This is a genomic window from Collinsella aerofaciens, assembly GCF_015558785.1.
Lineage (GTDB): Bacteria > Actinomycetota > Coriobacteriia > Coriobacteriales > Coriobacteriaceae > Collinsella > Collinsella aerofaciens_P.
Genome location: NZ_JADMOP010000016.1, coordinates 1 through 13,916, shown reverse-complemented (window position 1 = coordinate 13,916; position 13,916 = coordinate 1). Strand labels below are relative to the sequence as shown.

The window sequence follows — 13,916 nt, the reverse complement described above, 5'->3', positions numbered from 1 at the left end:
ACAGCTTACTTTACCGCAAAAGTTGCCCATGTCTTACTACTTTGCCTAAAAGTTAGCCGTGTTTCACAAAACGTGCGGGACGAAAACAAAATGGGGACGCCCCGCAAGGAATGTCCCCCAGCTGCCGGCAGGAAAGGAACGTCCCCAAGTGCCGAGCCGCAGCTATAACAGGCCAAAGTGCTTCGCGGCGTTGTAGATGCCGTCGTCGTCCACGGCAGTCGTCACATAGGTCGCCGCAGCTTTCACCGTGTCCTGTGCGTTGCCCATGGCCACACTCGTGCCCACGGCGGCAAACATCGACAGGTCGTTCTCGCCGTCGCCAAAGGCAATCGCCTCGCTCGCGTCGATACCAAGCCGCTCGAGCGTCGCCGCCACGCCTAGGTCCTTGCCGCCGTTAGCGGGAATAATGTCGCAGAACAGGTCGCACCAGCGCGTGGTGAGCGAATGCGACACGGCGTCGGTCACGATATGTTCGTCGGCCGGGTCCACAAAGGCGCAAAACTGGTAGACCGGCGCGTCAAAGGCGTGCTCAAACGGCTCCTCGTGGTAGACGATTCCCGCGTTGCTGCCAGCCGTCACCACGCGCTCGGACAGGCGGTTCACAAACGAGTTCTCGCCCTGCATGCACAGCGAGTCGTAGCGCCCCTGCGCCACCTGGTCCACAATCACCGCGACGTCGTCCGGATCGATCGGGCAGCTGCGGTAAACCCCCTCGGCATCAAAGCAGTGCTGGCCCGAAAGCGTAATGTACGCATCCCAACCCAGGTCGAACAGCCAATCGGGCATCTGGTAGGTCGGGCGACCCGTGGCGATCACGCACGCAATCCCCTGCTCGTGAAAGCTGTCGAGCACCTGCTGTGCCGACGCCGGAATCCGGTGCGTCTTAAAGCTCAGCAGCGTACCGTCGATATCGAAAAATGCGGCCTTGATCATCCTCGCCTACTCCTCGCCCTCGAGCTTCTCGCTCGCCTCGAGCCACGCCATCTCCAGCTCGTCCATGGCGGCGTGGGCCTCGTCGATCTTTGCCTGCTGCTCGCCGAGCGCCGTGTAGTTGGTGGGATCGACCTGGGCCATCGCGGCCTCGGCCTCCTCCACGCGAGCGCGCTGCGTTTCCATCTTGCGCTCGAGCGAGCTCACCTCGCGGCGGAGCTTCTGGCGCTCGGCATTGGAAAGGCCATTGGGCTGACCGCTCGACTTGAGCTTTTCGGCCGCAGCTGCCGCGGCACCGGTATCGAACGTGCCGGTCTTGGCGCTCGGTGCGCCCACGGGCTCGCCCTCGGCGGTGGCGTTGCACAGGCGCAGGTACTGGTCCACGCCGCCGGGCATATGCGTCAGGTGGCCGTCGAGCAGTGCCCACTGCTGGTCGGTCACGCGCTCCATGAGGAAACGGTCGTGCGTCACCAGAATCAGCGTGCCGGGCCAGCCGTCGAGCAGATCCTCGACAATCGCGAGCATGTCGGTATCCAGGTCGTTACCGGGCTCGTCTAGGATGAGCACGTTGGGCTCGTCCAGGATCGTCAGCAGCAGCGACAGGCGACGGCGCTGACCGCCCGAAAGGTCGCCGATGCGGCTCCAGAGCTGCTGCGTCGTAAAGCCCAGACGCTCGCAGAGCTTCTCGGGCGAAGTCTCCTTGCCGTCGATGACGTAGTACTTCTTATGGTTGCTGAGCACCTCACGGATCGTGTCGCCCATGTAGGGCTCGAGCTCCTCGAGCTGCTGCGACAGCACGCCAAAGCGCACCGTCTGGCCAATCTTTACACGGCCGCGCAGGGGCGCGATCTTGCCCTGGATCACGTCGAGTAGCGTCGACTTGCCGGCACCGTTCTCGCCCAAAAGACCATAGCGGTCGCCCGCACCGATGAGCCAGGTCACATCGGTGAGCACCTGCTTGGGCGCGCCATCGGTATCCGCATAGCCGGCGTCCACGTCGATTACATCGATAACCTGCTTGCCCAGGCGGCTCACGGCCAGGCGCTTGAGCTCCAGCTCGTCGCGCACGGGCGGCACGTCGGCGATCAGCTCGCGAGCAGCATCCACGCGAAACTTGGGCTTGGTGGAACGAGCCTGGGCGCCGCGGCTCAGCCACGCGAGCTCCTTGCGCGCCATGTTGCGGCGGCGCTCCTCGGTGACGGCGGCCATGCGATCACGCTCCACGCGCTGCAGGATGTAGGCCGAGTAACCGCCCTCGAAGGGGTCGACCTGGCCGTCGTGGACCTCCCACATGCTGGTGCAGACCTCGTCCAAGAACCAGCGGTCGTGCGTGACCACGAGCATGGCGCCCTGGCCGCGCTGCCAGCGGGCCTTTAAGTGGCGCGCGAGCCAGTTGATGGTGCGCATGTCCAGGTGGTTGGTGGGCTCGTCGAGCATGAGCACGTCGTAGTCGCCGATCAGCAGGCGCGCGAGATCCACGCGACGGCGCTGGCCGCCCGAAAGCTCGCCCACCGTGCCTTCCCAGGGCACATCGCTGATGAGGCCGGCCAGAATCTGGCGCGTACGCGGACTCGACGCCCACTCATACTCGGGCGCGTCGCCCACGACGGCATGATGCACGGTGTCGGTATCGACCAGGTTGTCCTTTTGGCCGAGCAGACCGATCGTCGTGCCGCGGCGGTGCGTCACGCGTCCGTCATCGGGCTCCAGCGTGCCGGCGAGCACGCTCAGCAGCGTCGACTTGCCGTCGCCGTTTTTACCGACAATGCCAATGCGGTCGCCCTCGCCCACGCCGAGCGTCACGCTATCGAAAATATGCTTGGTGGGAAACTCTAGGCTGACGGAATCGCATCCCAAAAGAATCGCCATATGCCCTGCTCCTTCGTAGAAATTCAACGTTGTCCATGATAGCAGCGAAAAGGCGGGGCGCACACGACACAAAAAGGCGGGCCATCTCCCACAAGAGATGACCCGCCTCTCCAATCAGTCCCGTGGCGACCGTGGCCACCGCGGGCCTCAAGCATGTCCCGGACTAGGAGAACATGCCGGTGAGGTAATCATTCAGCCGCTTGTCCTTGGGCCGTTGGAAAATCTCGTCAGTCTCGTCGTACTCGACCATATCGCCCATGTAGAAGAACGCCGTGCGGTTGGACACGCGCGACGCCTGCTCCATGTTGTGCGTCACGATGACGATGGCGCGGTCGGCAACGATCGACGACATGAGGTCCTCGATCGCCAGCGTCGAGATGGGGTCGAGCGCCGAGCAGGGCTCGTCGAACAAGATCACGTCGGGGTTGAGCGCCAGCGTGCGCGCGATGCACAGGCGCTGCTGCTGACCGCCCGAAAGCGCATGGGCGCTCTTGTCGAGCTTGTCCTTGACCTCGTCCCACAGCGCCGCGCCGCGCAGGCTCTCCTCGACCATGCGGTCGAGCTCGTCGCGGTCGGTGATGCCGTGGCGCTTAGGCGCAAACGTGATGTTGTCGCGAATGGACTTGCGGAACGGGTTGGGCTGCTGGAACACCATGCCAATGGAACGGCGCAGCTCGTAGGTGTTTTCGGTCTTGGTGTTCACGTTGCGCCCGCGATAGTTGATCTCGCCCTCCACGCGGCAGCCGCGAATCTCGCGATTCATGAGGTTGAGGCTACGCAAGAAGGTCGACTTACCGCAGCCCGAAGGCCCAATGAGCGCCGTGATCTCGCCCTTGTGGAAGTCGAGCGACGTATTGTGCAGTGCATGGTGGTCGCCATAGTACACGTTGACGTCCTTGGTGGAGAGCACAACCTCGTCGCTCACGGCCTTGCCGCTCACGCGCACGCGCTTCTCGCTCTCCCCCACGCTCGACAGGAAGTCCCGGGTGTCGGACGATGCCGCTTCGGTTGCGGGCGTTACATTCATCTCGCTCATTCGGCCGTCATCTTCCTTGCCAGTTGCTTGCCCACAATGCGGGCGATTACGTTAAACAGCAGCACGCAAATCATCAGCAGTGCAGCGGTGCCCCAGACGATCCGCTGGGCCTCGGGGCTGCCCTCGCCATAGATCTTGTAGATGTGCACGGCGAGCGACTCGCCGGGACGGAACACGTTCCAAGCGCAGGTGGGGCTCGACAGGTTAAAGCTCAAGAAGTTCAGGCGAACCGGCGAGCTCATACCCGAGGTAAAAAGCAGTGCTGCGGCCTCGCCAAACACGCGACCGGCCGAAAGCACGATGCCCGTCACGATGGCAGGCATGGCCTCGGGGATCAGGATGTGCAGCGTGGCCTCCCAGCGAGTGAGGCCCATGGCCAGGCACGCATCGCGCTGGGCCTGCGGCACGTCCTCGAGCGCCTGCTGGATCACGCGCACCAGGATGGGGATGTTGAACATGGTGAGCGCGACGGCGCCGGAGATGATGGAGTACTTCCAGCCCAGCTGCACCGAGAACACCAGAAAACCGAACATGCCGACGACGATGGAAGGCAGCGAGGACAACGTCTCGATGGCGGTGGAGGCGATGTCGCGGATGGGTCCGTCCGGCGCGTACTCAACCAAAAAGACCGCTCCGCCCAGGCTGATGGGCACCGAGATGATCAGGGTGATCAGCAGCAGGTAGAACGAGTCGAACAGCTGGTAGAGCACGCCGCCCTGCGTTCCGTTGGCGCGCGACGGCTCCGTGAGAAAGCCCGGCTGGAACAGCGTCGAGATGCCCTCGAACAGGATATAGGCCACCATGGAGACGACGATGAGCATGACGATGGCGACGATTGCCGTCAGCACGCCCGTGGCGATGCGGTCCTGCTTTTGGACACGCCTGAGTCTCGCCTCGTCGATGTGGATGCGCGTGCTAGCCACGAGCCTTCGCCCCCTTGCGGCCAATAAGATGGATGATCAGGATAAAGATGAGGCTCATGCCCATCAGCAGCAGACCGAGCGCCCACAGAACGTCGTCCTGGGCCGAACCCTCGGCATAGACCGCCATGGACGTGGTGAGCGTGGTGGTGATGGTGGACGCCGGCGACAGCAGCGACGTCGGCATGGCCTCGATACCGCCGATGACCATGCGCACGGCGAGCGTCTCGCCAAAGGCACGCGTCATGCCAAGGATGACTGCAGTCATGAGCGACGGCATGGCGGACTTGAGCACCACGTGCCAGATGGTCTGCCAGCGGGTGTAGCCCAGCGCGAGCGAACCTTGACGGTAGCTGTCGGGCACGGCACGCAAGCCGTCGACCGAAAGGGTGGTCATCGTCGGCAGGATCATGACGGCCAGCACGATGGCGCCGGGCAAGATGCCCAGACCCGTACTCACGTGGAAAACGCTCTTCATAAGGCCAACGACCACGTGAAAGCCGATCAGGCCAAAGACGACCGAGGGAATACCGGTCAAAAGCTCAATAAGCGGCTGAAAGACCTTGGAACCAAACTTAGGCTGGATCTCGACCGCAAAGATGGCAGAGCCGATAGCGATGGGCAGCGCGATGAGCATGGAGAGCACCATGACCGCAAACGAGGTGACGATCAGGGGCAGGGCGCCGGTATAGGGCAGGCCGCTTTCGGCCGTGTTGGCCAGGTCCCACTTGGTGCCGGTGAAGAACTCCACGACCGAGACGCCGTCCTTGACAAAAGCCGAGAGGCCCTTTTGGGCGACCATAAAGATGAGCGCGGCAACGACAAACGTCACGAGCGCTACGCACGCGCCCGTGACGCCCAGGCCCACGTTCTCAAGGTCGCGCTTTGGCAGCTGTTTTGCCATTGCAAACCTTTCCGGGGGCGATTACTTATTTAGCAGAGACCTTGCCGCTGGCGTCCTTGACGACCTTCATGGCAGAGACGGGGATAAAGCCCTGCTCCTCGACGAGTTTGCCCTGGACGTCGTCGGAGAGCATGAACTCCAGGAAGGCCGTGGTGGCCTCGTCGGCGTCCTTGGAGCAGTACATGTGCTCGGTAGCCCAGATCTTGAAGGAGTCGTCGGTGACGTTTGCACTCTTGGGCTCGACGCCTTCGACCTTGATGGCGTTGAACTTGGAGTCATCAAAGTGTGAGAAATCGAGGTAGGAGATGGCGTTGTCGGTGCTGCCCATCTGAGTCTGGACGTCGCCGGACTTGTCGAGCTCGGCGTCGCCCTTAAAGTCGACTGCCTCGTCGCCAAAGACGGCAGCCTCGAAGGTGGCGCGGGTACCGGAACCGGCCTTGCGGTTGAGAACGACGATCTTGGCGTCGTCGCCGCCGACCTCCTTCCAGTTGGTGATCTGGCCGGAGAAGATGCCCTTGAGCTGCTCGAGGGACAGGTCGTCGACCTTCACGTTCTTAGAGACGACGGGACCCATGCCCACGACGGCGACCTCGTGGTCGACGAGGTTCTTGACCTGGTCGGCCTCGAGCTTGGTCTCGGCGAAGACGTCGGAGTTACCGATGGTGACGGTGCCGGCGGCAACAGCGGTCAGACCTTTGCCCGAACCGTTGCCCGAGCCGGAGACGGAGACGTCGGGGTTGGCATCCATGAACTTCTCGGCAGCGGCCTCGACGAGAGCCTGGAACGAGGAGGCACCGTCGTAGGTCACCTCGCCGGAGACGGACTCGGCAGCAGCGGCGCTACCCTCGGCAGCGGTGTCGGCGGCGTTGGAGCCACCGCAGCCAACGAGGCCGAGACCGACGATGCTGGCAAGACCACCAGCGAGGCCGAGGAACTGACGACGAGAATAAGCCTGATCGAGCATGATCTTCCTTTCATACATGCGACTCGCGGGCACCCCGCCCGCTTTGCTGTTTGGAAAGATACGGCCCCAACCGGGCATCGCCCTCGCCAACTACGGTTTTTTACGGGCATCTGATAGACCCTTACCGCAAGCGCAGCACGGCCTTTACAAATGAATAACAAACCCGGCTTTTAGCGTGGCGCGCCTTTTACACCAGAGGAAGGTAGTCATTGGGGACGTTCTTAAACGACCAGTCGTTGGGGACAGTCTTTGTGGATTGCCAATAAGGAGTGTCCCAATCTGCCGGCATTTGGGGACGTTCCTTATCTGCCGGCACAAAAGGAACGTCCCCAAGTGACGCAAAAAAGCCCGGGCAAAAGCACCGGGCTCGTAATGCAAGTTTGTATCCAAGCAGGATATAGGGGAAGCCCTACAGCTCCAACTCGTTGAGCTTTAAGATGGCCACGATGTAAATCTTGAGCGCCTGCTTGAGCTGCTCCTCGTTGGCGCATTCGTTGGGGCCGTGCATCTGGCCGCCCCATGTGGGCAGCTCCAGACCGGTCTCCTCGGGGCCAAACGACACGGCGCGGGCAAAGTTGCGCGCGTACGTACCGCCGCCCATGGCAAAGGGCTCAGCATGCTTGCCCGTAAACTCGTTATAGGTATCAATAAGCGCCTTCACGGCCGGATCGTCGGCAGACACCGAGAACGGCACCTTCGCGCGACCCAGCTGGCACGTCACGCCAAAACGGCCCACGAGCGGGTCGAGCTGCTCGCGGATAGTATCGGCACTCGTGCTGTCGGGGAAGCGCACGTCGATGACCTGCTCAATATGGCCATCCGCCACGCGGATGACGCCAGCGTTGCAGGTAAGCGGGCCAAACGCCGGACTCGTCGCATCGATACCCAGGCCGCGGCCATAGGCATCCGCATGCACAAAGGCCAGGAACTTGACGAACTCGTGCTCGGCAGGCGTCAGCAGGCGTTCGTCGCGTGCACCAAACGCGTCCTCGGCCTCGCGCAGATACGCCACGATCAGGCCGACGGCGTTAATCGTTCCCTCGGGCATCGAGGCATGACCGCCAATGCCATGGGCAAAAATCTGCGCGTGCCCGTTATCGAGCGCCGTAATCTCCAAGCGGTCGGCGTTCTCGACCGGCGCCGGCAGCTCATCAGCGGCAATCGCGAGCTCGCAGATGGACTGCGACGGAATGGCGTTGCTCGCCTCGGCACCGCTCCAGGACACAATGCGCCCGCCGTCGATCTTGGGGCTCACAAACGTCGCCCCAAACTGGCCCTTCTCGGCATTGCAGACCGGGAACTCGGCATCGGGCGTAAACAAAAAGTCGGGGTCTGTGTGGTTCTCCAGATAATGGTGAACGTCGGACATGCCCACTTCCTCATCGCAGCCCAGCAGCGCGCGGAAGGTATAGCGCGGCACAATGCCGTGCTTGAGCAGGTAGGCACCGGCGTAGAGCGACAGCACCGCCGGACCCTTGTCATCAATCACGCCACGGCCGAGCAGCCAGCCCTCGCGACGCTCCATCGCGAACGGATCGGTGTTCCAGCCGGGGCCGGCGGGCACCACGTCCACGTGGCAGATGGTCGCGAGCTGCTTGTCGCCGCGACCCGGGATATCGGCAATGCCCACATAGCCCTCGTCGTCGCCCGTCTGGTAGCCGAGCTTTTGCGCAATGCCGAGCGCGCAATCGAGCGCATCACGGACCGGTCGGCCAAACGGCGCACCGGGCTCTGCATTGGCAGCAACGGCCACGGACGGATAGCTCACCAGTTGTTCGATATCGGCGACGACATCTTCCCAGACCTCGTCGACATACTCGATAACGCTCTGCTCCACCTGATTCATGGACGACCTCCTCACCAATGAGTGACGGGTACGCCCGCCCCTCACATTACGTCTATTAGATAGCGAAAAGGTTAGCAAGCTCGGCCACCGAGTGCACCACTGCATCGGCACCCGCCGCCTCGTGCTCGCCCGGCGCCGCCGCGCCCGAATAGATACCAATGCACGGCACGCTCATCGCGTGCGCGCCCTCGACGTCGTTAAAGCGATCGCCGATCATCACGGCATCGCCCGCCGTCGCACCGAGCTCTGCCAGGGCATCGCGGACCGAATCGGCCTTGGTCTCGCGCCCCTGCGGCGGATTCATGCCAACCACCGCCTCAAACTGAGAAAGTCCCAGCTCTCCCACCATGTCGATACACTTTGCCTCCATGCGTGACGTCGCCACGGCCATACGCTTGCCTTGGGCGACCAACCCATCCAGCAGCTCGGGGATCCCGTCAAACACGGGATACTCCTCCGGTCCCAGTTCATCAAAAAAGGCACGGTACTCGTCGGCCACCACAAGCGACTCCTCGCGGGAAAAGCCATAAAAGTCGTGAAAGCTCTTCCACAGGGGCGGCCCGATCATGCGGCGCAGGTCACCCATCTGCGCCTCCGAAAACCCGCGCGCGGCCAACGTCTTGCGCGTCGAGGTCATCACCGCCCGGCCCGTATCGGCCACCGTGCCGTCAAAATCGAACAGCACAACCGGCCGCTCGCATAGCTGTAATGCCGCCATCGGCACTCCTCTTCCCCAGTTGATGATTTCCACACCGACACTTCAAACTGTTGACTATTCAACAATTGAACCTAGCAATGTAGAGCAACTCCACTATACTTGTCGCACTTTGCTCTCAGAAGGCGGCGCGAAAGCGCCCCAACGAAAGGTGCAATTATGTCTTTTGCCATCATAACCGACTCCACGTCGGACATCTCCCCCGCCCGTGCTCAAGAGCTTGGCATTTACGTCATTCCACTGCATGTGATTATCGAGGGCGAGGACCTGCTCGACCAGGTACAGATCACCGCCGAGGAGTACGTCGCCCGCATGGCCGGCTCCGAGCAGCTGCCGCACACCTCGCAGCCGAGTGCCGGCGAGTTCAAGGCACTCTTTGACCGCGTGCGTGCTGACGGCCACGACAGCGCGATCTTTATCTCGCTGTGCAGCGAATGGTCCGCCTGCTATTCCAACGCATGCCTGGTCGCCGAGACCCACGAGCTCGACGTGCGCTGCATCGATTCGCGCACCGGCTCGGGTGCCGAGGGCCTGCTGGTGGAGTACGCGCTCGCTATGCGCGAGGACGGCCGCAGCCTGGACGAGACCGAGGCACAGATCCGCGCGACCCTGCCCGACGCGCACCTGCTGCTGATTCCCCGCACGCTCGAGAACCTCGTTAAGAACGGCCGCGCGCCCAAGCTCGCCGGCCAGCTCACGCAGATGCTCAATATTCGCCTGGCCGTTTCGCCGGAGTGGCAGTCGGGCGAGATCAAGGCCATCAAGAAGGGCCGCGGCGCCAAGCGCATCGTCGCCAACACCATGGCAGACTGCCTCGCGTTTTTGGCCGAGCATCCGGGCTCCAGCGTGCGCGTGCTCACGACCGGCGCCGGCGAGGAGCAGGAGCTCGTCAACCAAGCGCTCGCAGGCCAGGATTACGTAGACGCCGGCACCGGCCCCATCGGCTGCACCATCGCCACCCATGTAGGCGTCGACGCCATCGCCATTAGCTACTGCCCCCGCTACCAGCCCATCCACTAGGGGCACCTTTACCACCTGCGGTGGAATAGGGACTGTTTTTGGCTTATTAGCCGCCAATCAATCCCTATTCCACCGCAACTTGGAAATCGGCGATCAGCCCAGCGGACCCTGAAACAGCTCCTGATGAGTGCCCATTCTCACCAGCCTAATCACTGGGTTAGTCTTATGGGGAAGATAAAGAACGACCACATCGACCAAGCCATCGGATAGGTGGAAATCGATGTGGCCGTTGTAGTTTCCGCCCGGGTTTGAGAGCTCGTGGGCGCCATACTCCGCCGGAAGTGACCCATGAGCCACAAGCTCTGCAACCGCCGCTTTAAACTCACTTTTTAGCTGCGGATGCATGCGCATCGTTCGTTTGTAGTCCACCTTAAATTGAGCCTCGACTTTAATCTCGAACATCGCTATTCCTCATCGAGGAATGACATAAGCTCATCAGCGTTATTGAATGACAGGCTATCGTCCGGCAAAATCCCCAACTCATGAGCCTCGGCGATCACCATGGCACGCCTCGTCGCCTCGTTGGGCACCTCCGCCCTTCCTACAATCTCAAAAGGAATCTTTCGCTGATTTACCAGCTGCCGAACGGCAAGATTGAGATAGGAATTGAGGCTGAGGCCGACCGAATCCAAGAACTCAGTCGCCTGCTCCTTGAGTCCCTCTTCGATGCGAACCGTCGTAGGCTTAACTGTTGCTGTAGACATTTGCGACCTCCTCGCCCTCGTCTTTTACACCAGTATACCCAATATAAATGGCAATCTGATGTTAAATAACATCAGATTGCCATGCGTATTCATGTCGCGTGGGCACGATTGATCTACATCAGCCCGCTCAGGGCGATGTCGACGGCTTCGTTGAGGTTATCGGTAATGTGTACCAGATCCGGATCGAGCGGGCTGATCATACCGGCGTCCATCACCGGACCGTTGAGCCAGTCGAATAGGCCCTGCCAGTACTCGCTGCCCACCAGCACGAGCGGCATGCGCTTGACCTTGTGCGTTTGCACCAGCGTGAGCACCTCGAACATCTCGTCGAGCGTGCCAAACCCGCCGGGAAACACAATAGCGCCCGAGCTGTATTTGACGAACATGGTCTTGCGCACAAAGAAGTAGCGGAAGTCCATACCGAGGTTCACGTATTTGTTGAGCCCCTGCTCGTGCGGCAGTTCAATGCCCAAACCAACTGACTTGCCGTTGACGCTCGCCGCTCCCCTGTTGGCCGCCTCCATGATGCCGGGGCCGCCACCGGTAATAACCGCCACGCCGCGCTGGGCGATCTTGCGACCGACCGTGCGCGCCGCCTTGTAGAGCGGATCGGTCTTGGGCGTACGGGCGCTACCGAAGATGGTCACCGCAGGCCCGAGCTCGGCAAGTGCGCCAAAGCCATCGACAAACTCGGCCTGGATGCGCAGTACGCGCCACGGATCGGCATGCAACCAGTCGGTCGACTCCTCGGGCGCCAGCAGGTTGGCGTAGGTGTTGTCCTTAGGAATCATGGGGCCGCGCATGACCACGGGACCACGGCGGTACGTCTCGTCGTAGGCAGGCTCGCCCTCGACGTTCTCATTCTTAATCATGGGTACTCCTATCGAGAAAAAGAAAAGCGGGCGGGGTCGACGCCATGCGCCAAACACCCGCCCGAACATCAACTATTCGGTATGGTACCCACGTTGCATCAAGCGCTTGCAAGGCATCGGTCAGCGGTCGCGCAGCCGGCGTCAGCGAATGTGACGAGCAGCTGCCGCTCAACCTTTGCCGTTGCCCACGCTCTGCAAGCGTGCCTGTCGCCCTTAGTAATCCACCGCAGCAGGACTGTTCATCCAGTCGCTCACGAATGCACCGTAACGGCCCTCGATAATGGCCTGGCGGGCACGCTGCATAAGGTTGAGCAGGTAGTAGATGTTGTGCATCGACAGCAGAATGCCGCCGAGCATCTCCTTCTGCGTGACCATGTGGCGAATGAGCGCGCGGCTGTAGCCGCCCGTGCACACCGGGCAGGTGCAGGTGGGATCGATGGGGCCGTCGTCGTGCGCAAAACGCGCGTTGCGGAAGTTGAGGCGACCCTCGCTCGAGAACGCTGTGCCCATGCGGCCGGTGCGCGTCGGCAGCACGCAGTCGAACATGTCGATGCCCACGCCCACACCGCGCACGAGGGTGGTGGGGTTGCCGACGCCCATCAGGTAGCGCGGCTTGTGCTTGGGCATGTACTCGCTTACGAGCGGTGCCAGGGTCTCGAACATGGTCTCGTGGTCCTCGCCCACCGAGTAGCCGCCGATGCCGTAACCGGGGAAGTCGCCGCACTCCTCCAAATGGCGCAGCGAGCGCAGGCGCAGATCTAGGTGCATGCCGCCCTGAACAATGCCAAAGAGCGCCTGGTCGTCGCGGGTATGCGCCTTATAGCAGCGCTCGGCCCACATACTCGACAGCTCAACGGCGCGCTCAACGTAGGCGCGCGTGGCGGGATAGCCCGGGCACTGGTCCAGCTGCATGCAGATGTCGGAGCCGAGTTTCATGGCGATTTCCATGTTGTCCTCGGGCGTCCAGAACACGTGGCGGCCGTCGTAATCGTTGACGATAAAGCGCACGCCCTCATCGGTGAGCTTGACCGCGTCGTTGTGGCTGAACACCTGGAAACCGCCCGAGTCGGTGAGGATAGGACCGTGCCAGTTCATAAACTTGTGCAGGCCGCCCAGCTCGGCGATAGTGTCCTCGCCGGGACGCATGGACAGGTGATAGGTATTGGCAAGCACGATCTGGGCGCCGAGCTGTTTGACGGTCTCGGTAGGAATGCCCTTGACGTTTGCCTTGGTGCCCACGGGCATAAAGATCGGCGTCTCGATGTCGCCGTGCGGGGTGTGCAGCACGCCGGCACGCGCATGCGTCGTCGGGTCCTCGGCGATCAGATCGAATTTAAAAAGGCTCTGGTCCATAAACTGGAACTCCTTGGTTGCGGTTCATACGCAAACCATTATACGGGCAACCAGCAAACCGCACCGACTCGACAGAAACTGATGCATTAAACGACTAGTCGTCGAGGACAATCTTCAGCGCCATCTTGCAAAGGAGTGTCCCAATCTGCCGGCACTTAGGGACTGTCCCCAAGTGCCGGCAAGAGTGTCCCTTATGACTAGTCATTTAAGAACGTCCATTACAGTCGAAATTGTCAGCCCGGGACCGTCTCGGGCTACGATTGAGGCGCGCCCAGAACGGGCCGCCGACCGGGCGCCCGCGCACGGCCGAACGTCCCTGCCCCGAGAGGGCCCGTTGGGTGCTGCCGGCGCGGGGCGCGCCGCCCCCGACGGCTGATAGGAAAGTGCCGGGCAGGTGCCGCGGCTGGTAATGTGAGTGCCGAGGGGGAGGCCATCCGGTCGAACGACTACCGGAAGGATACCACCGTGAAAGCGCCATCCACCAGACCCGCGGCCGTGCTCGGCCTGGACGTCGGCAAGTCGTCGCACTGGGCCTGCCTGATCGACCGCGACGGGGAGGTGCTGGACAGCGCCCCCGTCCGCAACAGGGAGGCCGAGCTCGACGCGCTGTTCGCCTCCGCGCCCGCCGGCACGCTCGTCGTCGTCGACCAGTTCCGCAACATAGGGTCCCTCGCCGTGAGGCGGGCCCGCGCCGCAGGGCTCGGGGTGGATTGGCTACACTGATGTGGACAGTTCCGGGAGGGGCGCAGGAGACGGGAGGGCCGTATATGAGGGACCCCAGGC

General features: G+C 62.2%; 14 protein-coding genes. 2 read left to right on the top strand and 12 right to left on the bottom strand.

Features of this window, described 5'->3' with window-relative positions; genetic code table 11:
• Positions 1-162 precede the first annotated feature (162 nt).
• The 8 genes from I2G40_RS07815 to I2G40_RS07780 form a co-directional block, all read right to left on the bottom strand.
• Positions 163-933, bottom strand: a complete 771-nt coding sequence (locus I2G40_RS07815; RefSeq protein WP_195544729.1) for a Cof-type HAD-IIB family hydrolase — start codon at positions 931-933, stop codon at positions 163-165.
• 6 nt (positions 934-939) lie between these two features.
• A complete protein-coding gene (locus I2G40_RS07810) occupies positions 940-2,799 on the bottom strand; it encodes an ABC-F family ATP-binding cassette domain-containing protein (protein ID WP_195544728.1) in 1,860 nt (619 codons plus the stop codon).
• Between the two features lie 163 nt (positions 2,800-2,962).
• Positions 2,963-3,835 carry a phosphate ABC transporter ATP-binding protein PstB gene (gene pstB, locus I2G40_RS07805; protein ID WP_195544727.1) on the bottom strand — a complete coding sequence of 291 codons (873 nt, stop codon included), beginning with the start codon at positions 3,833-3,835 and terminating at the stop codon, positions 2,963-2,965.
• Positions 3,832-4,758, bottom strand: coding sequence for a phosphate ABC transporter permease PstA (pstA, locus tag I2G40_RS07800; protein WP_195544726.1), 927 nt, complete (start codon positions 4,756-4,758; stop codon positions 3,832-3,834). Before pstA ends, pstB begins: the two co-directional genes overlap by 4 nt.
• A complete protein-coding gene (pstC, locus tag I2G40_RS07795; protein WP_195544725.1) occupies positions 4,751-5,659 on the bottom strand; it encodes a phosphate ABC transporter permease subunit PstC in 909 nt (302 codons plus the stop codon). The genes pstA and pstC overlap by 8 nt, the downstream gene beginning before the upstream one ends.
• A gap of 25 nt (positions 5,660-5,684) precedes the next feature.
• On the bottom strand, positions 5,685-6,623 hold the full coding sequence (locus I2G40_RS07790) for a phosphate ABC transporter substrate-binding protein (protein ID WP_195544724.1): 939 nt from the start codon (positions 6,621-6,623) through the stop codon (positions 5,685-5,687).
• A gap of 409 nt (positions 6,624-7,032) precedes the next feature.
• On the bottom strand, positions 7,033-8,469 hold the full coding sequence (locus I2G40_RS07785; RefSeq protein WP_195544723.1) for a M20 family metallopeptidase: 1,437 nt from the start codon (positions 8,467-8,469) through the stop codon (positions 7,033-7,035).
• Positions 8,470-8,524: 55 nt separating this feature from the next.
• Positions 8,525-9,187 carry an HAD hydrolase-like protein gene (locus tag I2G40_RS07780; protein WP_195544722.1) on the bottom strand — a complete coding sequence of 221 codons (663 nt, stop codon included), beginning with the start codon at positions 9,185-9,187 and terminating at the stop codon, positions 8,525-8,527.
• Between the two features lie 156 nt (positions 9,188-9,343).
• Here I2G40_RS07780 and I2G40_RS07775 point away from each other — a divergent pair, with 156 nt between their 5' ends.
• The gene (locus I2G40_RS07775) at positions 9,344-10,204 is read left to right on the top strand and encodes a DegV family protein (RefSeq protein WP_195544721.1); all 861 of its coding nucleotides are present in this window, start codon (positions 9,344-9,346) and stop codon (positions 10,202-10,204) included.
• 93 nt (positions 10,205-10,297) lie between these two features.
• On the opposite strand, the gene I2G40_RS07770 is transcribed toward I2G40_RS07775, so the two are convergent.
• The 4 genes from I2G40_RS07770 to tgt form a co-directional block, all read right to left on the bottom strand.
• Positions 10,298-10,606 (bottom strand): type II toxin-antitoxin system RelE/ParE family toxin, encoded by a 309-nt coding sequence (locus I2G40_RS07770; protein WP_055250871.1) that lies wholly within the window; start codon positions 10,604-10,606, stop codon positions 10,298-10,300.
• Positions 10,607-10,608: 2 nt separating this feature from the next.
• Positions 10,609-10,908, bottom strand: a complete 300-nt coding sequence (locus I2G40_RS07765) for a type II toxin-antitoxin system RelB/DinJ family antitoxin (RefSeq protein WP_152067857.1) — start codon at positions 10,906-10,908, stop codon at positions 10,609-10,611.
• A 113-nt stretch (positions 10,909-11,021) separates the two neighbouring features.
• A complete protein-coding gene (locus I2G40_RS07760; RefSeq protein WP_195544720.1) occupies positions 11,022-11,780 on the bottom strand; it encodes an LOG family protein in 759 nt (252 codons plus the stop codon).
• Between the two features lie 213 nt (positions 11,781-11,993).
• Entirely contained in the window at positions 11,994-13,133 is a 1,140-nt protein-coding gene (gene tgt / locus I2G40_RS07755) for a tRNA guanosine(34) transglycosylase Tgt (protein ID WP_055285790.1), read from the bottom strand.
• 465 nt (positions 13,134-13,598) lie between these two features.
• Here tgt and I2G40_RS07750 point away from each other — a divergent pair, with 465 nt between their 5' ends.
• Positions 13,599-13,856, top strand: a complete 258-nt coding sequence (locus I2G40_RS07750) for an IS110 family transposase (RefSeq protein ID WP_324252592.1) — start codon at positions 13,599-13,601, stop codon at positions 13,854-13,856.
• Positions 13,857-13,916 lie beyond the last annotated feature (60 nt).

Coding starts and splice junctions, on each gene's coding strand:
- I2G40_RS07815 (WP_195544729.1), bottom strand. CDS start 933: ATGATCAAGGCCGCATTTTTCGATATCGACGGTACGCTGCTGAGCTTT.
- I2G40_RS07810 (WP_195544728.1), bottom strand. CDS start 2,799: ATGGCGATTCTTTTGGGATGCGATTCCGTCAGCCTAGAGTTTCCCACC.
- pstB (WP_195544727.1), bottom strand. CDS start 3,835: ATGAGCGAGATGAATGTAACGCCCGCAACCGAAGCGGCATCGTCCGAC.
- pstC (WP_195544725.1), bottom strand. CDS start 5,659: ATGGCAAAACAGCTGCCAAAGCGCGACCTTGAGAACGTGGGCCTGGGC.
- I2G40_RS07790 (WP_195544724.1), bottom strand. CDS start 6,623: ATGCTCGATCAGGCTTATTCTCGTCGTCAGTTCCTCGGCCTCGCTGGT.
- I2G40_RS07785 (WP_195544723.1), bottom strand. CDS start 8,469: ATGAATCAGGTGGAGCAGAGCGTTATCGAGTATGTCGACGAGGTCTGG.
- I2G40_RS07780 (WP_195544722.1), bottom strand. CDS start 9,187: ATGGCGGCATTACAGCTATGCGAGCGGCCGGTTGTGCTGTTCGATTTT.
- I2G40_RS07775 (WP_195544721.1), top strand. CDS start 9,344: ATGTCTTTTGCCATCATAACCGACTCCACGTCGGACATCTCCCCCGCC.
- I2G40_RS07770 (WP_055250871.1), bottom strand. CDS start 10,606: ATGTTCGAGATTAAAGTCGAGGCTCAATTTAAGGTGGACTACAAACGA.
- I2G40_RS07765 (WP_152067857.1), bottom strand. CDS start 10,908: ATGTCTACAGCAACAGTTAAGCCTACGACGGTTCGCATCGAAGAGGGA.
- I2G40_RS07760 (WP_195544720.1), bottom strand. CDS start 11,780: ATGATTAAGAATGAGAACGTCGAGGGCGAGCCTGCCTACGACGAGACG.
- tgt (WP_055285790.1), bottom strand. CDS start 13,133: ATGGACCAGAGCCTTTTTAAATTCGATCTGATCGCCGAGGACCCGACG.